Below are 20,776 nucleotides of genomic sequence, written 5' to 3' on the forward strand. Positions count from 1 at the left end.
CATGGCCGCGGCGGCGGGCTGCCGTTTCAACGCCAGCCTCAATTCGTTGCCTGCCCGGCGCCGGGCGTCAGCATCAGCCGCACGCGGCCGCCGGTCTCGGCGCCGCCGTCGCAGGCGCTTTCCAGCCGGGCGAGCCCGGTGTCCATCTGGATGGTGAGCCGGCAACCCTCGGCGACGTTCTGGCCCTGGGTGAGAACGACATTGCCGCGCATCACCACGACCTGTGTTCCCATGTCGAAATCGGCCTGGTCGGCCGTGGCGACCTGATCGGCCGACTTCACATAGACCTTCTCGCTGGCTTCCAGCCGCTCGATCTGGTTCGAGCCGCCCGGCAGGCCGCCGCCACCGGCGGGCTGGCTGCCGCCGGTCTCGTCCTTCTTGTAGGTGACGACGAGGCGGCCGGTGCGCAGCTCCGTCTCGCCCTGTTCGACCTGGACATTGCCGGTGAAGGTCGCGACCGCCTTCGCGTCGTCGACGACGAGCTGGTTCGATTCGATGGAGATCGGCTGGTCGCCATCGACCTGCAGGCCACCGAAACTCTTGCCGAGGCCGGGCTCGGTCTGCTGTGCCTGCGCGGGGGCCAGCGCACCGAGCGCAAGCCCGACGAGGAGGACGGCGCCGGCGATGTTCGCGCTGCGGGGAATGATGCTTGGCATGAACTACTCGCTGGTTGACGCTTGTTGCAGGGCTTGCGACGACTTGTCCGGGCGCAGCAACATCTTCACCCGTCCGCCGAAGGTAATGACGTCGCCGCCATTTGTCAGGTTCAGGGAGCTCGCCTCGATGGTCTGTTCCGGGGTTTCGATCCGGACCGGGCCCTTGCCTTGCAGAGCGCCGCTGGCAATGTCGATGTCGGCCGCCGCCAGGCTGATGGTGATCCCGTTGGTGGTCTCGACCCGCACGCCGCCGTCAAGGGCGAGGGTTTCCGCGTTCGGATCGTATTTGCCGGAGGCGGCCTCGATATTGGCCGACGTCTCGTCGTCGATGGCGATCTTGGCCGCGATCGTCTCCAGATCGACTCCGCCGCCACCCAGTGCCTGGATCGCCCGTTCTGCGACCAGTTCATAGGGGCGGTTCTTGCCGTCGATTCCCGACATCCGCGGATCCTGCATGACGATGCGACCGTCCTCGATGGAGGTGCCGGTGACGGAGAAATCCTCCGGCAGGCTGCGCGCCACCCAGGTCACGGCAATGCCGCCGACGACGATGATCGCGGCGAGGGCCGGCAAACCGATCTTCAGAATGCGCACGAGCCGCGAATGCCGCCGGGCCCGCGCGAATTCGTGCAAGGCCCGTGACGCGGGAGGTGTGCGGGCGCGATCCCCGAGCTGGGCCGCACGCAACTGGGGATGGTCGCTGTCTACCATCGATTTCGTCCTCTGCGTGCCATCGCTCCCTGCCTGCCGTTGCGGCGCCGCGAGGGCGGTTCGCGCATCCTGCACAGCAATACGGGGTTTTTGCGTCCGGCCGAGATACGCGTCCAGCAGTATCCGTAAAATGTGAATTGTTCGTATGCCGGGACGCCGGTCGCCGCCATATGGGGACGGTCCGGCGGGCCGTCGAGGCATACCCCGGTCGCCGGACAGCAGCTTTGCGCCCGGAAAACCGATTCCATCTTCACAAGTGATGCTGTAACCCTCGCGGCGCGGGCGACTGGGCGTCCGCTCGCACGGAGAGCACCATGTCCGCGATCGAGGATCTGATCGACCGTCGCCGGCTGCGCCGCAAGCTTAGTTTCTGGCGCGTCGCCGCCATCGTGATCGTCGCCATTGCCATCGCTGCGGGCGCCTACGCCCTGTCGGCCGACCGCATGGCAAGCTCCAAGGACCAGATTGCCCGCGTCTCGATCGAGGGAATGATCCTCGAGGACCAAAAGCTGCTCGACCTTCTCGATCGGCTGAAGGACGAGGACGCCGTGAAGGCGGTGGTCCTGCGCATCGATTCCCCGGGCGGTACGACGGTCGGCGGCGAATCCATCTACGAGGCGGTGCGGGCCATCGCCGAAGTGAAGCCCGTGGCGGCCGAAGTCGGCACGCTGGCGGCCTCGGCCGGCTACATGATCGCCTCGGGCGCCGATCACATCGTGGCCCGTCGCACCTCCATCGTCGGCTCGATCGGCGTCATCTTCCAGTATGTCGATGCTTCGCAGCTGCTCGAGACGGTCGGGGTCGAGGTCAACGCCATCAAGTCGGCGCCGCTGAAGGCGGAACCCTCGCCCTTCGCTCCCGCGCCGGAGGCGGCCAAGGAGATGATCAACCGGCTGGTGATGGACACCTATGAGTGGTTCGTCGCGCTGGTCGCCGAACGCCGCGACATGAGCATGGCGGAGGCGAAGGCCCTCGCCGACGGTTCGATCTTCAGCGGCCAGCAGGGCCTGAAGAACCGGCTGGTCGACGCGCTGGGCGGCGAGAACGAGGTGCGCCGCTGGTTCGAAGAGGATCGCGGCATTGCCAGGGATCTGGTCATCGTCGACCGCGAGCCCAAGGATGACGGTTTCGACTTCTCGATGTTCGCCGGTGCCCGTGCAGCGATCTACGGCGTTTTCGGCCTCGATCCCCGGTCGGGCTCGCTGACCACCGCCGTGCTTCGCAAGGCTGGTCACCTTGACGGTCTCGTGTCGCTCTGGCAGCCTTTGGGCGGTGCGTCCTCGCTGCGTTAAGTGGCGGAAACAACTGGATTGTCGCGCACTGCCCACCGTTCCGATTGGGGTCGAGCGGAGACGGGCATCTCAAATCGTGCTCAGGGGGAGCAGTCGCTTGATCAAGTCGGAACTCGTGCAGGCCATCGCCACGCGTAATCCACATCTCTACCAGCGCGACGTGGAAACGATCGTCAACGCGATCTTCGACGAGATCACCGGTGCGCTGTGCGAATCCAACCGGGTCGAGCTGCGCGGCTTCGGCGCCTTCTCGGTCAAGCATCGCCCGCCGCGCTCGGGCCGCAATCCGCGCACCGGCGAAGCCGTCGCCGTCGAAGAGAAATGGGTGCCGTTCTTCAAGGCCGGCAAGGAACTGCGCGAGCGCCTCAACGCCGACTGATGCGGCGTTCGGTCGGCGGAACCTCGTGGGGGCGAGGGCGATCCGCCAGGCCGAAACTGTCGAAGGTCAGACTAGGCGATCCGTGTCTCGCGGCCGCGACGGGTCTGGTGAGGCCTCTCTCGGCATGCGGCGAGCCTTTTCGGTGATTGACGCGACCGGGCCGCGGCCCATCTTCAGTCACTGGCAATGGCCTGCGTCGGACGGGAGATCGATTCCGTTCGATCCGGGCGCACGACAAAACAGCATCTGGGGCGACGTCTGATGATCTCGAAAATCCTGTCCTTCATCATTCTCGTGCCGATCGCGATCGTGCTGATCGTCTTCTGCGTGGCCAATCGACAGGCGGTTCCGGTCTCGCTCGACCCGATCGGCACGCTGCCGCAGCTCGCCTTCTCGGCGCCGCTCTTCATCCTGCTTCTGGGCGCGGTGATCCTCGGCGTGGTGCTCGGCGGCATCGGCACCTGGCTGACCCAGTCCCATTACCGGCGCAAATCCTGGAAACGGAAATACGAGGTCGAGCGGCTGCGCCGTGAGGCGAGCGAGAACGAGGCCAAGCTGCGGCATCTTCAGGACGAGCGCGCCAGGGCCTCCGGCACGTCGACCTCGCTGGTCACCTCCCGCGCCGCCTGATCGGGCGGCGACCGCCGGCGCATGCGAGGCCGATCGAGATCAGCCTCGCTATTGTCCCGTGCAAATACGGGCCCGGTCCGCCCTCAGACGGCCTCGGTCGTGCCTTCCGCGGAACTGGCGCCACCTGACACCTTCTCGGCGAAGCAGTCGAAGAACTGGCCGGCCAACTTCTTGGCGGTGGAATCGATCAGCCGGCCACCGAGCTGGGCGATCTTGCCGCCCACCTGCGCCTTGACGTCGTAGGTCAGGATCGTCTCGTCGCCGTCTTCGGCAAGATGCACGTCGGCACCGCCCTTGGCGAAGCCGGCGATCCCGCCCTTGCCTTCGCCGACGATCGAATAGCTCTGCGGAGCCTCGATGTTCTCGAGGCGGACCTGACCCTCGAACTTCGCCTTCACCGGGCCGATCTTGGTCACCACCGTCGCGGCCATTTCGTTCTCGCCGGTCATTTCCAGGCTCTGGCAGCCGGGAATGCAGTCGCGCAGAACGTCGGTGTCGTTCAGCGCCGCCCACACCGCTTCGCGCCGGGCCGGGAGCCGGTATTCGCCCTTGAGATCCATCGACAGTTCCTCCCTGGTGGGTGGGGCGTGCGAAGGCCCCGTCAGCTTGATGCCGTCCTTAACGACCACGTTTTGCATCGCTTTGCCAAGATGGGGCGGAACCGCTAAGGAGCGCGTTTACACAAACAGGCAGGGAGGCTCGTCTTGGCGCGAGCACGGCGGATGGGCCGCAAGGCCGCGGCAAAATCGGGCTCCGCGCAGGTCAAGGACACCGGCGCCGGACGGCAGCGCACGCGCGCGCCATCGCCCGACGGCCAGACGGCCGAGACTAAGGCCCCGCGCGTCGAGCCGCCTGCGGTGGCCCGGCTGGACCTGCCGGCGCCGACCGGCGAACGGCCGCCGGAATCCGGCCCGCTGATCCTGACGGTGGCGGCGACGCCGGACTATGCGCTGCTGGATTCGGGGCGCGGCGAGAAGCTCGAGCGCTACGGGCCGCTGCTGGTGCGCCGTCCGGAGAACCAGGCGATCTGGGAGCCGCGCGACCCGGCCCGGTGGCAGGATGCCGACGCCGAGTTCACCGGCGACACGGACGAGGAAGGCACCGGCCGCTGGCGTTTCCCCAAGGAGCCGCTCGGCGAGACATGGCCGCTGACCTATGACGGGCTGTCCTATCAGGGCCGCTTCACCTCGTTCCGCCATGTCGGCGTGTTTCCCGAGCAGGCGGCCCATTGGTCCTTCGCCGAGGACGCGATCCGCAAGGCCAACCGTGCGCGCCAGACGCCGGTCCGGCTGCTCAACATGTTCGGCTATACCGGCGTCGCCTCGCTGGTGGCGGCCCGGGCCGGGGCCGATGTGACCCATGTCGACGCCTCCAAGAAGGCGATCGGCTGGGCGCGCGAGAACCAGGAGATGGCCGGGCTCGGCGACAAGCCGGTCCGCTGGATCTGCGAGGACGCCGTCCGCTATGCCGAGCGCGAGATCAAGCGCGGCAGCCAGTACGACGCGATCCTGCTCGATCCGCCGAAATTCGGCCGCGGTCCCAAGGGCGAGGTCTGGCAGCTCTTCGAGGATCTGCCGTATCTTCTGTCGCTGACCCGGGCGCTTCTGTCCGACAAGCCGCTCTTCGTGATCCTGACCGCCTATTCCATCCGCGCCTCGTTCTATTCCCTGTCGGCGCTGATGGGAGAGACCATGCGCGGTCTCGGCGGCGACCTCGCATCCGGCGAACTCGTCATTCGCGAGGACGGCGCCGAGCCGCGGGTCCTGTCCACATCCCTGTTTTCCCGCTGGAGTGCCCCCGATGTCTGACCGCTCGCGCCCGCCCGAGACCGGTGACGGCCGGCACTTTGCCCCGACCCGCGCCCCCGGCCGGGTCAAGGAGGTGTCCAGCGTCTCCAACCCCATCGTCAAGGACATCCGAGCGCTGGCCCAGAAGCGCCATCGCGACGAGACCGGCCTGTTCCTCGCCGAAGGGCTGAAGCTCGTCGGCGACGCGCTCGACGCGGGCTGGGAGATCCAGACGCTGGTCATCGCCCGTGCCGCCGCCGGGCACGAATTCCTGGAGAAGACCGCCGCGCGGACCGTATCGCTGGGCGGCGACGTCCTTGAAGCCAACGCCAAGGTGCTGGAGGCGATCACCCGCCGCGACAACCCGCAGAATGCCGTCGGCGTGTTCCGTCGCCGGCTGACGCCGCTGGCCAAGCTCGACGTGTCGGGCCGCAATGTCATCGTCGCGCTCGACCGCGTCCGCGATCCGGGCAATCTCGGCACAGTCCTGCGGACCGCCGATGCCGCGGGGGCGTCGGGCGTCGTCCTGATCGGCGAGACGGTCGATCCGTTCTCGCTGGAAACCGTGCGGGCGACCATGGGCTCGATCTTCGCCGTGCCGCTGGCCAAGGCGAGCGAGGCCGAGTTCCTGGAATGGCGCAAGGGCTTTTCCGGCCTCGTCGCCGGCACCCACATGGAAGGCGCCGTCGACTACCGCAAACCCGAATACGGCGCCCAGCCGACGATCCTGCTGATGGGCAACGAGCAGGCCGGCCTGACGCCGTCGCTCGCGCGCAGCTGCGACGTGCTGGTGCGCATTCCCCAGTCCGGCCGCGCCGACAGCCTCAACCTGGCGGTCGCGACGGGTGTGATGCTGTTCGAGGCACGGCGTGGAGCGCTGACGCTGTGAGCCGCAATCTCGTTCTGTTCAACATCCTGATCGTCGTGCTGGCCGTCATGGCGGACCAGATGATCAAGGCGCTGGTGGTCGCCAATATGGCCCTCGGCGAGGCGATCGAGTTGCTGCCGTTCCTGGCGATCTACCACGCCCGCAACGATGGCATCGCCTTCTCGATGTTCTCCGGGGTGGGCGATGTCGGGCTCGCCGCTCTGGCCGGCGTGGTTCTGGTCGTGGTGATGATCCTCTGGATCAAAACCCCGGCGGACCGGCGGCTGACCCATTTCGGCCTCGCCATCATCGTCGGCGGCGCGATCGGCAATCTCATCGACCGCGTCCTGCTCGGCTATGTGGTCGACTACGTCTATTTCCACACGCCGGTCTGGGCCTTCGCCATCTTCAACCTGGCGGATGCCTGCATCACCGTCGGCGCGATGGTGATCCTCTTTGACGAGTTCGTGCTGCAGCCGCGCCGCGATCGGGCGAAGGCTGGGACGGATGGCGCCGCCGATTGACAACCCCGACGTGCGCCCTTTGTCAGATAAGGCAGGGCGGGCGATCACAGGGAACGGAAAGAGCGCAGGATGAGCGAGACATTCCGGGCGATCCGCGTATCGCGGGACGAGGCAAAGAAGCAGTCGGTCGATATCGTCGAGATGTCGATGGACGAGTTGATGGACGGCGACGTGGACGTCGCGGTCGAGGCCACGACGGTCAATTACAAGGACGGGCTGGCAATCACCGGCCGGGGCCCGGTGGTTCGCCGCTGGCCCCTGATCCCCGGAATCGACCTCGCCGGGAGCGTGCTGCGCTCCACCCATGCCGACTGGAAGGAGGGCGACAAGGTCGTCCTCAACGGCTGGGGTGTCGGCGAAACCCATCACGGCGCCTTTGCCGGGCGCGCACGGCTAAACGGCGACTGGCTGGTGCCGCTGCCCGAGAACTTCTCGGCCAAGGACGCCATGGCCATCGGCACCGCCGGCTACACCGCCATGCTGTCGGTGATGGCGCTGGAAGATGCGGGCCTGCGCCCCGAGGCCGGGCCGGTGGTCGTCACCGGTGCCTCCGGAGGAGTGGGCTCGGTCGCGGTTGCGCTGCTGTCAAAGCTCGGCTGGACCGTCATCGCCTCGACCGGTCGCCCCGAGGAAGCCGGCTGGCTGCGCGATCTGGGCGCGAGCGAGATCATCGACCGCGCCGAACTGTCTGAGCCGGGCAAGCCGCTTGCCAAGGAGCGCTGGGCTGGCGGCGTCGATGCGGTCGGCAGCCACACCCTCGCCAACGTCCTGGCGGCGACCCGTTACGGCGGCGTCGTCACCTGTTGCGGCCTTGCCCAGGGAATGGATCTGCCGGCATCGGTCGCGCCGTTCATCCTGCGCGGGGTTTCGCTGCTCGGCATCGATTCCGTCATGGCGCCGAAACCACGGCGGATGCAGGCCTGGAAGCGGCTGGCCGAAGATCTCGATCCGGCCAAACTGCGAGCGATCGCGACCGACATCGACTTTGATGGTATCGTGGACGCCGCCGGGAAGATCATCGACGGCCAGATCCGCGGGCGTGTCGTCGTCGACATGAGTTGATAAGAGCCCGCGGCGACGCCATTTTCGCGGATCGCCGCGCCGTTGGTGGTCCGACGGCAGAGGCAACGGGTGACCGGAACCCGTGCGATTTGTCCCGGGAGGGTACCTTCGGGCGTCTCTCCAAGGCGCGAGAGAGGTGACGGGCGAGGGCGCCGGTCATCAAAACGTCGCCGAAGCTTTGTACCGCGTGAATGGCATGGGGATCGAGGGAGAGTTGCGATGACCGTGGACGGGACCCGACATGTATCCGCCGTGACCCCGCGTCCTGCGGCGTTCGATTTCGGCAATGTGGCCCTGCGGTTCGTACCCGCCAAGATGCGCCGGGTGCCGATCAGCTTCGACCCAGCGACCCCGATCCTCGGCCGCATCGGCGAGCTTGAGGTGCGGCTCGCGCGCAGCTCGGCCGAGGTCAAGGCAGCCCAGCAGCTGCGCTATCGCGTCTTCTACGAGGAGATGAGCGCCCAGCCGTCGAAATTCCAGAAGATGACGCGGCGCGACAGCGACGGTTTCGATCGCTATTGCGACCATCTCCTGGTGATCGATCACAAGCGCGGCGGCTCGACGACCAATCGGATCGTCGGCACCTACCGCCTGATGCGGGCGGAGATGGCGGAACTCGCCGGTGGTTTCTACACGGCGCAGGAATTCGACATCGCGCCGATGATCGCCCGCCATTCCGGCAAGCGCTTTCTCGAACTCGGACGCTCCTGCGTCCTCAAGGACTATCGCGGCAAGCGCACGGTCGAACTGCTCTGGCAGGGGATCTGGAGCTATGTCCTCGCCCACGACATCGACGTGTTGTTCGGCTGCGCCTCGCTGGCCGGCACCGACACCGAGGCGCTGGCGCTGCCGCTGGCCTTCCTGAAGCAGAACGCCCCGGCCCCGGCCGAATGGGCCGTGCGCGCCCATGCCCATCGCGGCACGTTCTTCCCGGACATGGGCGAGATCGCCGACATGCGATCGGCGCTGGCGCAGATGCCGCCGCTCCTGAAGGGCTATCTCCGCCTCGGGGGCTATATCGGGGAAGGGGCGGTGGTCGACCACCAGTTCGGCACCACCGACGTGCTCGTCGTGTTGCCGCGCGAACGGATCAATCCGCGCTATATCGGCCATTACGGCGCCGATGCGGGCCGCTTCGCCGCCTGAGCGGCGACCCGGGCCCTGGTGTCTTCCCGCCGCGTTTCGACGGGGGCGCTGCTACTCGCCGATGCGCACGATGCTGCGCGTCTTCAGGTCGACGATGACCGGCTGGCCGGCATAGTAGAAATAGGCAAAGCTCGTATTGCCGTTGGCCTGCTGCAGGTTGACGCTTGCCGGCACGGAATCGCCAAGCGCCGGGGGGCGCTGCATCTGGGCGTTGTCCGACGGATGCGACAGCGCGTATTGTAGCACATTGACCTTTTCGTCACTGCCCTGCGCGGCGGCGCCCAGCGTCATCGCCAGGAGAGCTGCGACTGCGATCTGCATGGTGTTCGGCATGACTCGACTTCCTCAGGCGATGGCCTGCCGGGTACGATCGGCAGGTGAACGGCATTGTCACGGAGCGGCAGCGCCCGCAGGCGCCGTTCCGTTCCCCGTCAGCCGACGGTGACATCTTCGGCCGAGTAATCTCCGCCTGCAAGATGCCCGAACTAGCATGCCTTCGATGAACGCAGGCTGACAATCCGCAAATGGCCCGAACCGGTCGGCTGTACAACGCGCCAAGGGGTGAACGCATTGGTGCCGGGGCCGCATCCGGTCCGCCCCCGGCCCGTGGCGGCGATCAGCCGATCGCGTCATAGGCGGCGATGGCCGCCATGTTGACGATGTCGGAGTCGCGGGCGCCGAGCGAGACGATCTGCACCGGCCGCTCGAGCCCGACCAGCAGCGGTCCGATCACCTTGGAGCCGCCGAGCTCCTGCAGCATCTTCGTGGCGATCGAGGCCGAGTGGAAGGCCGGCATGACCAGGACATTGGCCGGGCCGGACAGGCGGCAGAACGGGTACTGCTCCATAAGCTCGGCATTCAGCGCCACGTCGGCGTTCATTTCGCCGTCATACTCGAAATCGACATTCCGGCTGTCGAGGATGCGGACCGCGTCCTGCACCTTCTGCGCCCGGTCTCCCGGCGGATTGCCGAAGGTCGAATAGGCCAGCATCGCCACCCGCGGCTCGTAGCCCATCTTGCGGGCCATGGCCGCGGCCTCCACCGCGATGTCGGCGAGTTCCTCGGCATTCGGCATGTCATGCACCGCCGTGTCGGCGACCAGCACGGTGCGCCCGCGGCACAGGGCGATGGAGACGCCGATCATGCAATGGCCCGGCTCGACGTCGAGGACGCGGGTCACGTCCGCAAGCACCGTCTGGTAGTTGCGCGTCACGCCCGAGACCATCGCGTCGGCATCGCCGGTGGCGACCATGGCGCTGGCGAAATGGTTGCGGTCGTTGCGCATCATCCGCACGCAGTCGCGATGCAGATAGCCCTTGCGCTGCAGCCGGCTGTAGAGAAGGTCGGTATAGGCCTCCACCCGGTTGGACAGCCGCGCATTGATGATCTCCAGCCCCGGCCGCTCCAGGTCGATGCCGGCCTCGCGGGCGGTCTCGCGCATCTCGGCCTCGCGGCCGAGCAGGATGGCGGTGCCCAGATTCTGGTTCACATAGGCAAGGGCGGCCCGCATCACCTGCGGCTCCTCGCCCTCGGCGAAGACGACGCGCTTGGGGTCCCGGCGCACGCCGTCATAGATGCGCTGCAGGGTTGAGACGATCGGGTCGCGGCGCGAGCGCAGCTCCTTGTCATAGGCCTCGAAGTCGCCGATCGCGCGGCGGGCGACGCCGGTGTCCATGGCGGCCTTCGCCACGGCCTGGGGGATCGCCGAGATCAGCCGCGGATCGAACGGCACCGGGATGATGTAGCGCGGCCCGAATTGCGGGCGCTGGCCGCGATAGGCCGCCACCACGTCGTCGGGCACGTCCTCGCGGGCAAGCGCCGCCAGCGCTTCGGCCGCCGCGACCTTCATCTCCTCGTTGATAGTGGTGGCCCGCACGTCCAGCGCGCCGCGGAAGATGTAGGGAAAGCCGAGGACGTTGTTGACCTGGTTGGGATAGTCGGACCGGCCCGTCGCCATGATCGCGTCGGAGCGGATCTCGGCGACCTCCTCGGGGGTGATCTCCGGATCGGGGTTGGCCATGGCAAAGATCACCGGGTTCTTGGCCATCGAGGCGACCATCGCCGGCGTCAGCGCGCCCTTGGCCGACAGGCCGAACACCACATCGGCCCCGTCCATCGCCTCGGCGAGGGTGCGCAGGTCGGTGTCCACCGCATGGGCCGATTTCCACTGGTTCATGCCGCTTTCGCGACCGCGATGGATGACGCCCTTGGTGTCGCAGACGATGATGTTGCGGGCGGCAAAGCCCATCGCCTTCAAAAGGTCGACGCAGGCGATCGCGGCCGAGCCGGCGCCGTTGACCACCAGCCGGGTGGAGGTCAGGTCGCGACCGGTCAGGTGCAGCGCGTTGATCAGGCCGGCGGCGGCGATGATCGCGGTGCCGTGCTGGTCGTCATGGAACACCGGGATGTCCATGAGCTCGCGCAGCCGCTCCTCGATGACGAAGCAGTCGGGCGCCCGGATGTCTTCCAGATTGATGCCGCCGAAGGACGGCCCCAAAAGCCGCACGCAATTGATGAACTCCTCGACATTCTCCGTGTCCACCTCCAGGTCGATGGAATCGACGTCGGCGAAGCGCTTGAACAGCACGGCCTTGCCTTCCATCACCGGCTTGGAGGCCAGCGCGCCGAGATTGCCGAGGCCGAGAATCGCCGTGCCGTTGGAGATGACGGCGACCATGTTGCCGCGGGCCGTGTAGTCGAAGGCCGTTTCCGGGTCTTCGGCGATCTTGCGGACCGGAACCGCGACGCCGGGCGAATAGGCCAGCGACAGGTCGCGCTGGGTCGCCATCGGCTTGGTCGGGTTGATCTCGAGCTTGCCGGGACGGCCTTGCGAGTGGAAGTCCAGGGCTTCCTGATCGGTCACGGATGGCGGACGCTGGCCCGGTTTATCAAGCATGCTGGTGCCCCTCCCTTTGGGATTGTTGGTGTCTCCTCTTCCATCGCGATACCCGCAAAGCTATGCCAAGGGAAGCTTGGCGGCCGGCGCGGGACGTGTTCCCGCGCCCCAGACGGCCCCTCTGCCACCGACCGGACGACAAGGACGCAAGAGAACGATCGAAGCGATGACAGCGCAAACGGACGCCGCGGCGACCCCGCCTCCGACGCCGATGATGGCGCAGTACATCGAGATCAAGTCGGCCAATCCCGACTGTCTCCTGTTCTACCGGATGGGCGATTTCTACGAGCTGTTTTTCGACGACGCCGTCGAGGCATCGCGCGCCCTCGGCATCACGCTGACCAAGCGCGGCAAGCATCTGGGCGACGACATTCCGATGGCCGGCGTCCCGGTGGTCTCGGCCGACGACTATCTCCACAAGCTGATTGCCCTCGGCCACCGGGTCGCCGTCTGCGAACAGGTTGAGGACCCGGCCGAGGCGCGCAAGCGCGGCGCCAAGTCCGTCGTGCGGCGCGACGTGGTGCGGCTGGTCACCCCCGGCACGATCACCGAGGAGACGCTGCTCGAGCCCGGCCGGCCGAATTACCTGATGGCACTGGCGCGGCTCGGTGGCTCCGGACCGGGCGCGACCTTCGCTTTGGCCTGGACGGACCTGTCCACCGGCAGCTTTCGCCTGGCCGAGACCGACATGGCGCGGCTGTCCACGGACATCGCCGCCATCGAGCCGAGCGAACTGGTCGTCGCCGATCCCGTGTTCCACGACGAGGCCCTGCAGCCGCTGCTGCGCCGCTTCGGCCGCACGGCCCGGCCCGAGCCCCAGGCGCTATTCGATGGCGCCACGGCCGAAGAGCGACTGTGCAGGTTCTTCGGCGTGGCGACGCTGGAAGGTTTCGGCGGTTTCTCGCGGGTCGAGCTGGCCGCCGGCGCGGCGCTGATCGCCTATCTCGGCAAGACCCAGCTGGCGGCGCGCCCCGCCCTGCAGCGGCCCGAGCGCATCGCGCCCGGCTCGCTCATGCAGATCGATCCGGCGACCCGCGCCTCGCTGGAGCTCACCCGCACCATTTCGGGCAAGCGGCAGGGCAGTCTTCTCGCCACCATCGACCGGACGGTGACCGGGGCCGGCGGGCGGCTTCTTGCCGGACGCCTGGCCGGGCCGCTGACCGATCCGGCGGCGATCCGCGAGCGCCAGGCCTCGGTGGCGCATTTCATCGCCGACATGACCGCCCGCCAGCGCCTGCGCGCGACGTTGGGCGGACTGCCGGACACGGAACGGGCGCTGTCCCGGCTGTCGCTGGGCCGCGGCGGTCCGCGCGACCTTGCCGCGATCCGCGACGGGCTGGAGGCGGGACTGGCGATCGCCGCCAGCCTCGACAGCGATCTGCCGGCCGAACTTGCCCGCGCCACCGCCGCGCTGGCGGCGCTGCCGCGCCACTGCCTGGAGCCGCTGGCCGCGACGCTGGCCGACGATATGCCGCTTCTCAAGCGCGACGGTGGCTTCGTGCGCGAGGGCGCCATTGCCGAACTCGACGAGGCCCGCGCCCTGCGCGAGAATTCCCGCCGGGTGATCGCCGAACTGCAGGGGCGCTACGCCGCCGAGACCGGGGTCCGCAATCTGCGGATCAAGCACAACAACGTACTCGGCTATTTCGTCGAGGTCAGCGACGGACAGGCGAAGGCCCTCACCGAAGGCGAGGGCGTCGCCCGCTTTATCCACCGCCAGACCATGGCCTCCGCCATGCGCTTCACGACGACCGAGCTGTCGGAGCTCGAAAGCCGGATCGCGGGCGCGGCCTCCGAGGCGCTGCGCATCGAACTGGCGACCTTCGACCGTCTCGCCGACACCGTCGTCGGCTGCGCCGAGGCGATCCAGCGCGGCGCCGAGGCGCTGGCGGTGCTCGACGTCTCCGCGGCTCTCGCGGAGCTTGCGGTGGCCGAAGACTGGACCGCGCCGCTCGTCGACGACAGCCTGGCGTTTCACGTCGAATGCGGCCGGCATCCGGTGGTCGAGGCTGCGCTGAAGGCGGGAAGCGGCGACCCGTTCGTCGCCAATGACTGCGATCTGTCGCCGCCCGACGATGCCGACGCCGGCGCGATCTGGCTGCTGACCGGGCCGAACATGGGCGGCAAGTCGACCTTCCTGCGCCAGAACGCCCTCGTGGCCGTTCTCGCCCAGATCGGTTCCTACGTACCGGCGACCCGTGCCCATATCGGGATCGTCGACCGGCTGTTCAGCCGGGTGGGGGCTTCCGACGATCTCGCCGAAGGGCGCTCGACCTTCATGGTCGAGATGGTCGAGACGGCAGCGATCCTCAACCAGTCCGGCGAACGGGCTCTGGTCATCCTCGACGAGATCGGCCGTGGCACGGCGACCTATGACGGCCTGTCCATCGCATTTGCCGCCGTCGAGCACCTGCACGAGGTCAATCGCTGCCGGGCGCTCTTCGCCACCCATTTCCACGAGATGACGGCCCTGGCGGCCCGGCTTGGCCGGATGAAGAATGCCACCATGCGGGTGAAGGAGTGGGAAGGGGAGGTCATCTTCCTGCACGAGGTGAAGCCCGGCGTTGCCGACCGCTCCTACGGCATCCAGGTGGCCAAGCTCGCCGGACTGCCGACGCAGGCGGTGGAGCGGGCACGGCAGGTGCTGATCCAGCTCGAGCGCGGCGAGCAGGGCGAGAAGCGCAGTGCCTTCGTCGACGACCTGCCGCTGTTCTCGGCGGTCGTGCGCCGGAGCGAGCCGCCGGAGCGGCCGGCCGATACGGCCCTGCGTGACGCCCTGGCCGAGGTCGACCCGGACAGCCTGTCGCCCCGCGAGGCGTTGGAAGAGCTTTACCGGCTGAAGGGATTGGCGAAGCCGCAAGGCTGAGTTCGCCTGTTGCATGACAGATTGACGCATGGGGCCATGGCTCAGGCAGCCCCGTGCCTCCGGGTGCAGAGCTGCGGGAGACCCCGTGCGCCCCGACCCAGCGGGCGTTCGGCCCGCTGCACCCACCCGTCGCTCATGACAGCCTCATCTCATCTTCGTGATCCGGGTCCAGGCGGGTCTGTCGATTTATGTGGAACCAGCAGGGATGGGCGCCGTTGTTGTGCCGATCGTGAATTTACCGGCGCCATCGTCGGATGTGTTCACAATGATACTCATACGAAAGGCATTTCTTATGAAGACGACTGCTATCTTTACCGCCGCCCTTCTTGGTACCTCGGTGTTCAGCTTTGGTGCACTAGCGCAGGACGCCACGCCGAAGATCCCCGGTTCGGAAACCGTGATCGAGCAGAACAACGCTGCCGAGCGCAACGACGTCGCCGAGAGCGACGGCATGACCGGCATGGCGCCGGAAGCCAACGACACCCAGGCCACCATCGTGCCGGGTAGCGAGACGCAGTCCGAGACGGCCGAAGCGCAGGAGCGCAACGATGTCGCCGAGGACAACGGCATGACCACGTCGTCCACCACGCCGGAGAACGGCGATGATGTGCTGATCCCGGGTTCGGGCGCGACCTTCTCGCCCGAGGAAGGTGCCAAGACCCAGAAGGGTGAGGCGCTGCAGGACGGTTCGAACACCAACGTCATCAAGTAATCTGCTTCGTCCGCACTCTGGCGGGCAGCACATTGAAAGGGTCGTCCCGAAAGGGGCGGCCCTTTTCTGCGTTCCGCAGGCTCGTCAGGTCATTCGTTCACACCGGCGTGACAAAGATCGGGTTCCATTTCATTGGGCATGATTTTCGACCACGGACTGTTCACAATCCGGCACTTTTGTCGAGCCATGCAGTGCTTACATCGGGATCAATCGGCGCCACGGGATATTTCTTGTATCCGGCGACGCAGAGAATTGAAATCATCTAAGTGAACGGTAATACAATGAAGAATGTAATCGCTATTTCGGCAGCAGTCATCGGTCTTTCGATCGCCGCTCCGGCTGTCGCACAGTCGATCATCCCGGGTTCGGAATTCTACGAGACCCGCAACGAGGAAGCCCAGCGCCAGGTCACCGCTGACGGCGGCGTCGCCGCTGCCACCACGCAGACCGACGCGCGTGCCTATGGCTATGCCCAGGGCAACACGACCGCGGCAACCAACGACACGTCGGTTGTTCCGGGCAGCGACTTCTATCGCACCGAGGCAAACGAAGCCGAGCGTGGCGCCACCCAGCGCTAATCCGGTATTGCACGGGGCGGAGTTCATCTTCCGCCGATCAAGGGTCGTCCCGCGGGGCGGCCCTTTTTTTATGCGCCTGACCCCTCGCACGCTTCCTGCACGTGATGATCTGCCGGCTTTCTCGCTTCGCGCTGGCGAATGGGATATAGCCTGCCGCCGAACGCGAATTCGATCGATCAGGATTGCCGATGACGATGCTGGAGGCCTCCGCCGCCTTGTCGAGCCCCGCTTCCCTGCCCAAGGGGGAAAGCCTTGTCGGCATCCTCGACCTGGATGGCCTGCGCGCGAGGCTGGCCGCGATCGCCGAGAAAGACAGCGCTGGCGGGGCCTCGAACACGGCGCGCAGCGAGGTTCTGGCGCTGGTGCGGGACATGATTCGCGACGGCCGCGCCACCATCGAGGAAATGCTGTTCGAGGATGGCAGCGGCAGCCTGTGCGCGCGTCGTCTCGCCCGGCTGCAGGACGCGGTGATCCACGCGATCCACGATTACGCCCTGCGCTTCGTCTTCAATGCCGCCAACCTGTCGGCCGGCGAGCGCATGACGGTCCTGGCGGTCGGCGGCTATGGCCGCGGCACCCTGGCGCCGGGCTCCGACATCGATCTCCTGTTTCTCCTCCCCTACAAGCAGTCGGCGCTTGGCGAGCAGGTGGTGGAATATCTCCTGTATCTCCTGTGGGATCTGGGCTTCAAGGTCGGTCACGCGTCCCGCACCGTCGACGAATGCATCAAGCTGGCGCGCGCCGACTTCACCATCCGCACCGCGATTCTCGAACGCTGGCTCATCGCCGGTGACGAGGAGCTTCTGGCCGAGCTCGACACACGCTTCGAGGCCGAAGTGGTGGCCGGAACGAGTGAGGCCTTCATCGCCGCCAAGCTCGAGGAGCGGTCCGCGCGCCACGCCAAGACCGGCAACACGCGCTATCTGGTCGAGCCCAACATCAAGGAGGGCAAGGGCGGTCTGCGCGACCTCAACACCTTGTTCTGGATCGCCAAGTACCATTACCGGGTGAACACGACCGAGGCGCTGGTCGAAGCCGGCGTGTTCTCCCGGCGCGAAGCCAAGCTCTTTGCCAAGGCCGAGGACTTCCTCTGGGCCGTGCGCTGCCACATGCATTTCGCCACCGGCAAGGCCGAGGAGCGGCTGTCCTTCGACCTGCAGCCGGAGATCGCCAAGCGGCTCGGCTACAATGCCCATCCGGGCCTGAAGGACGTCGAGCGCTTCATGAAGCACTACTTCCTGATCGCCAAGGATGTCGGCGATCTGACGCGCATCTTCTGCGCGGCGCTGGAAGAGCAGCATGCCAAGGACGCCCCCGGCATCCGCGGCTTCGTGCGCACCCTGCGCGCCCGGGCCAAGAAGATCCCCGGCACGCTCGATTTCCACATCGACAACAACCGCATCAATATCAGCCGTGCCACCGTCTTCCGCGACGATCCGGTCAATCTGATCCGCATCTTCCGCCTCGCCGCGCTGCACGAGCTGGAATACCACCCCGATGCGCTGAAGCTGATCCGCCGGTCCCTGCGCCTGGTCGATGCCGAATTGCGGGACAATCCGGAGGCCAACAGCCTCTTCATCGACGTTCTGACCGATCGCAAGGACCCCGAGCTGCATCTGCGGCGGATGAACGAGGCCGGCGTCCTCGGTCGCTTCATCCCCGATTTCGGTCGGATCGTCGCGATGATGCAGTTCAACATGTACCACCACTACACGGTGGACGAGCACCTGCTGCGGTCGATCTCGACGCTGTCGCGCATCGAGCATGGCGAGCTGGTCGAGGAGGTGCCGCTGTCGAGCGGCTTCATGCCGCTCCAGAAGGACCGGGTGCCGCTCTACCTGGCGCTGCTCCTGCACGACATCGCCAAGGGCCGGCCGGTGGACCATTCCATCGCCGGCGCCGAGATTGCCCGCGAACTGTGCCCGCGCTTCGGCCTCGACGAGCGCGAGACCGATCTCGTCGCATGGCTGGTCGAGGACCATCTCGTCATGTCGATGACGGCGCAGCAGCGTGACCTCACCGACCGCAAGACCATTCTCGACTTCGCCGAACGCGTGCGCACGCTCGACCGCCTGAAGCTCCTGACGATCCTGACCGTCTGCGACATCCGCGCGGTCGGTCCCGGCGTCTGGAACGGCTGGAAGGGCCAGCTCATCCGGACCCTCTACATGGAGACCGAGCCGACCCTGACCGGCGGCTTCACCCAGACCTCGCGCAGCGAGCGCATCGGGCAGGCGCGCGAGCGTCTCGCCGAGCGGCTGGGCGCTTGGCCGGAAGCCGAGCGCACCGGCTATCTCGACCTGCATTATCCGAACTATTTCCTCACCGCGCCGCTGGACGACCAGCTTCGCCACGCGGAGTTCATCCGCGAATCGCGCGATGCCGGCGCCCTGGCGACGCAGACGCGCACCGACCGCTTCCGCGAAGTGACGGAGATCATGGTGTTGGCGCCCGACCATCCGCGGCTTCTGTCGCTGATTGCCGGAGCCTGCGCCGGCACCGGCGCCAACATCGCCGACGCCCAGATCTTCACCATGTCGGACGGCCGTGCGCTGGACGTGATGCTGCTCAACCGCGAGTTCGAATCCGACGAGGACGAGCTCCGCCGCGCCGAGCGCATCTGTGCCAATATCGGCAAGCTGCTGCAGGGCCGCGAGATGCCGGCCAGCCTCCTGGCCAATCGCCGGCCGCCACGCAGTACCGAACTCTTCGCCGTCAAGCCGCGTGTCAGCGTCGACAACACCCTGTCGAACCAGTTGACCGTCATCGAGGTGGAGGGGCTCGACCGGCCCGGCCTCCTGTCGGACGTCACCGGTGCGATCTCCGACCTCAATCTCGACATCCGCTCGGCCCACATCTCGACCTATGGCGAGAAGGTCGTCGACGTCTTCTACGTGACCGACCTGATCGGCACGAAGATCACCAGCGAGACCCGCATCGAGCGGATCGAGGTCCGGCTGAAGCGCGTCTTCGAGAGCCCGGAGGGCGAAATGTCCTCACCTGTCGTCATGTCCTCGCAGCGCGCATTCGGCATCCCCCATCGATGAGCCTCCTGTCCAAGTTCGCCACGGTCGGCGGGGCGACGCTGGTCTCCCGCATCTTCGGTTTCGGCCGCGAAATGATGATGGCCTCGGCGCTGGGCGTCGGACCGGTGGCCGACGCCTTCAACCTGGCGTTCCGCTTTCCGAACCTGTTCCGGCGGCTCTTTGCCGAGGGCGCGTTCAACGCCGCCTTCATTCCGCTGTTCTCGCGCTCGCTGGAAGAGGAGGGTGAAGAGGGCGCCCGGCGTTTCGCCAACGAGATCTTCTCGACGCTGTTCACCGCGCTCGTCGTCCTGACGGTGCTGGCGCTGGTGTTCATGCCGGTGCTGGTCAAGACGATCATCGCGCCGGGCCTTGCCGTATGCGTCGACGACCCGTCGGCGGGCGGTGACGTGATCTCCTGCGCGGCGCGCTACGACATCACAGTCACCTTCTCGCGCATCATGTTCCCCTATCTCGCCTGCATGTCCCTGATGGCGATGGTTTGCGGCATCCTCAACGCCTTCCGCCGCTTCTTCGCGGCGGCTGCCGCGCCGACGCTGCTCAACTTCATCCTCATCGGTGTCCTGTCCTGGTGCCTGTGGACCGAGGCCGACAAGCCGACCATCGGTTTCCTGATGAGTTGGGGCGTGATGATCGCCGGGCTGGCGCAGCTCGCCATGGTGGTCGTCGCCATGCGCATGGCCGGCTTCGGCGTCGCGCTCAGGCGTCCGCGCTGGACCAAGGGCCTGAAGCGGCTCCTGGTGCTGGCCGGGCCGGCCGCCCTGATCGGCGGCATCACCCAGATCAACCTCTTCGTCGGCCAGGCCATCGCCTCCTTCAAGCCGGGGGCGGTATCGATCCTGCAATATGCCGACCGGCCCTATCAGCTGCCGCTCGGCATGATCGGCGTGGCGATCGGCGTCGTGCTCCTGCCCGAACTCGCTCGCGCCCTGAAGGCGGGCCATCTGCGCGAGGCCCAGCACACCCAGAACCGCAGCCTGGAATTCGCCCTGTTCCTGACGCTGCCCGCCGCGGTCGCTCTGTTCATCATTCCCGAGCCGATCATCCGGGTGATCTACGAGCGCGGCGCCTTCGATCCGTCGGTGACGCCCGTCGTCGCCTCCGTCCTCGGCCTCTACGCCCTCGGGCTGCCGGCCTTCGTGATGATCAAGGTGTTCTCGCCCGGCTATTTCGCCCGCGAGGACACCAAGACGCCGATGAAGGCGACGCTCGCCTCCGCCGGGGCGAACATCGTCCTGTCGCTGATCCTGTTCTGGCTGATCGCCGAGCGGGGCATCGCGCTGGCGACGACGCTGGCCGGCTGGCTGAATGCCGGCCTGCTGTTTGCCGGCCTCTACCGCAAGGGCCAGTGGCAGATCGATCGGGAGCTGTTGAAGCGGACCGCGCTGGTGCTCGTCTGCTCGCTCCTGATGGGCGGCGTCCTGATCCTCGAGATGATCGAGCTCGGCGACTGGCTGCAGCCGTCGAGCGCGTTGACGACGCAGATCCTGGCGATCGGCATTCTCGTCGCCTCCGCCATGGCGATCTATTTCGCCTTGGCGCTGGCCACCGGGGCCGCTGATCGCAGGCTGTTCCTCGCCGTCCTGAAGCGCAAGCGACCGCCGCCGCCGCCCGCTGCATCCTGA

Annotated in this window: 18 protein-coding genes; 13 read left to right on the forward strand and 5 right to left on the reverse strand. The window is 67.0% G+C overall.

Features of this window, described 5'->3' with window-relative positions:
* Positions 1-38 precede the first annotated feature (38 nt).
* Entirely contained in the window at positions 39-656 is a 618-nt protein-coding gene (locus tag H536_RS0105325; protein WP_024349482.1) for an LptA/OstA family protein, read from the reverse strand.
* 3 nt (positions 657-659) lie between these two features.
* Entirely contained in the window at positions 660-1,568 is a 909-nt protein-coding gene (gene lptC, locus H536_RS0105330; protein WP_244495361.1) for an LPS export ABC transporter periplasmic protein LptC, read from the reverse strand.
* A 113-nt stretch (positions 1,569-1,681) separates the two neighbouring features.
* On the opposite strand from lptC, the gene sppA reads away from it, so the two are divergent.
* The 3 genes from sppA to H536_RS0105345 all read left to right on the forward strand — a co-directional run bounded on the left by sppA (position 1,682) and on the right by H536_RS0105345 (position 3,668).
* Positions 1,682-2,659, forward strand: a complete 978-nt coding sequence (sppA, locus tag H536_RS0105335; protein WP_024349484.1) for a signal peptide peptidase SppA — start codon at positions 1,682-1,684, stop codon at positions 2,657-2,659.
* 97 nt (positions 2,660-2,756) lie between these two features.
* The gene (locus H536_RS0105340) at positions 2,757-3,038 is read left to right on the forward strand and encodes an integration host factor subunit beta (RefSeq protein WP_009211062.1); all 282 of its coding nucleotides are present in this window, start codon (positions 2,757-2,759) and stop codon (positions 3,036-3,038) included.
* A gap of 261 nt (positions 3,039-3,299) precedes the next feature.
* Positions 3,300-3,668, forward strand: a complete 369-nt coding sequence (locus tag H536_RS0105345) for a lipopolysaccharide assembly protein LapA domain-containing protein (RefSeq protein ID WP_051141518.1) — start codon at positions 3,300-3,302, stop codon at positions 3,666-3,668.
* Between the two features lie 83 nt (positions 3,669-3,751).
* Here the strand turns inward: H536_RS0105345 and H536_RS0105350 are convergent, their stop codons facing one another.
* The gene (locus H536_RS0105350; RefSeq protein WP_009211061.1) at positions 3,752-4,228 is read right to left on the reverse strand and encodes an SRPBCC family protein; all 477 of its coding nucleotides are present in this window, start codon (positions 4,226-4,228) and stop codon (positions 3,752-3,754) included.
* 162 nt (positions 4,229-4,390) lie between these two features.
* On the opposite strand from H536_RS0105350, the gene H536_RS0105355 reads away from it, so the two are divergent.
* The 5 genes from H536_RS0105355 to olsB all read left to right on the forward strand — a co-directional run bounded on the left by H536_RS0105355 (position 4,391) and on the right by olsB (position 9,055).
* Entirely contained in the window at positions 4,391-5,476 is a 1,086-nt protein-coding gene (locus tag H536_RS0105355) for an RsmD family RNA methyltransferase (protein WP_024349486.1), read from the forward strand.
* Positions 5,469-6,344 (forward strand): TrmH family RNA methyltransferase, encoded by an 876-nt coding sequence (locus tag H536_RS0105360; protein WP_024349487.1) that lies wholly within the window; start codon positions 5,469-5,471, stop codon positions 6,342-6,344. The genes H536_RS0105355 and H536_RS0105360 overlap by 8 nt, the downstream gene beginning before the upstream one ends.
* Positions 6,341-6,847: a signal peptidase II gene (gene lspA / locus H536_RS0105365; RefSeq protein WP_024349488.1), complete on the forward strand. Its 507-nt coding sequence runs from the start codon at positions 6,341-6,343 to the stop codon at positions 6,845-6,847. The genes H536_RS0105360 and lspA overlap by 4 nt, the downstream gene beginning before the upstream one ends.
* Positions 6,848-6,916: 69 nt before the next feature.
* Positions 6,917-7,909 (forward strand): acrylyl-CoA reductase (NADPH), encoded by a 993-nt coding sequence (gene acuI / locus H536_RS0105370; RefSeq protein ID WP_024349489.1) that lies wholly within the window; start codon positions 6,917-6,919, stop codon positions 7,907-7,909.
* Positions 7,910-8,128: 219 nt separating this feature from the next.
* Positions 8,129-9,055: a l-ornithine N(alpha)-acyltransferase gene (gene olsB, locus H536_RS0105375; protein WP_024349490.1), complete on the forward strand. Its 927-nt coding sequence runs from the start codon at positions 8,129-8,131 to the stop codon at positions 9,053-9,055.
* Positions 9,056-9,106: 51 nt separating this feature from the next.
* On the opposite strand, the gene H536_RS0105380 is transcribed toward olsB, so the two are convergent.
* Positions 9,107-9,388 (reverse strand): hypothetical protein, encoded by a 282-nt coding sequence (locus H536_RS0105380; RefSeq protein WP_024349491.1) that lies wholly within the window; start codon positions 9,386-9,388, stop codon positions 9,107-9,109.
* Positions 9,389-9,671: 283 nt separating this feature from the next.
* On the reverse strand, positions 9,672-11,951 hold the full coding sequence (locus tag H536_RS0105385) for an NADP-dependent malic enzyme (protein WP_024349492.1): 2,280 nt from the start codon (positions 11,949-11,951) through the stop codon (positions 9,672-9,674).
* Positions 11,952-12,117: 166 nt separating this feature from the next.
* Between H536_RS0105385 and mutS the strand changes: the two genes are divergently transcribed.
* From mutS to murJ, 5 genes are all read left to right on the forward strand, one after another.
* Positions 12,118-14,817 carry a DNA mismatch repair protein MutS gene (gene mutS, locus H536_RS0105390; protein WP_051141519.1) on the forward strand — a complete coding sequence of 900 codons (2,700 nt, stop codon included), beginning with the start codon at positions 12,118-12,120 and terminating at the stop codon, positions 14,815-14,817.
* A gap of 292 nt (positions 14,818-15,109) precedes the next feature.
* On the forward strand, positions 15,110-15,529 hold the full coding sequence (locus H536_RS0105395; protein WP_024349494.1) for a hypothetical protein: 420 nt from the start codon (positions 15,110-15,112) through the stop codon (positions 15,527-15,529).
* Between the two features lie 281 nt (positions 15,530-15,810).
* A complete protein-coding gene (locus H536_RS0105400) occupies positions 15,811-16,107 on the forward strand; it encodes a hypothetical protein (protein WP_024349495.1) in 297 nt (98 codons plus the stop codon).
* Positions 16,108-16,295: 188 nt separating this feature from the next.
* Positions 16,296-19,154 carry a [protein-PII] uridylyltransferase gene (locus H536_RS0105405; RefSeq protein WP_244495362.1) on the forward strand — a complete coding sequence of 953 codons (2,859 nt, stop codon included), beginning with the start codon at positions 16,296-16,298 and terminating at the stop codon, positions 19,152-19,154.
* Positions 19,151-20,776: a murein biosynthesis integral membrane protein MurJ gene (gene murJ / locus H536_RS0105410; RefSeq protein ID WP_024349497.1), complete on the forward strand. Its 1,626-nt coding sequence runs from the start codon at positions 19,151-19,153 to the stop codon at positions 20,774-20,776. The genes H536_RS0105405 and murJ overlap by 4 nt, the downstream gene beginning before the upstream one ends.

This window comes from Aurantimonas coralicida DSM 14790 (genome assembly GCF_000421645.1).
GTDB classification, from domain to species: Bacteria; Pseudomonadota; Alphaproteobacteria; order Rhizobiales; family Rhizobiaceae; genus Aurantimonas; species Aurantimonas coralicida.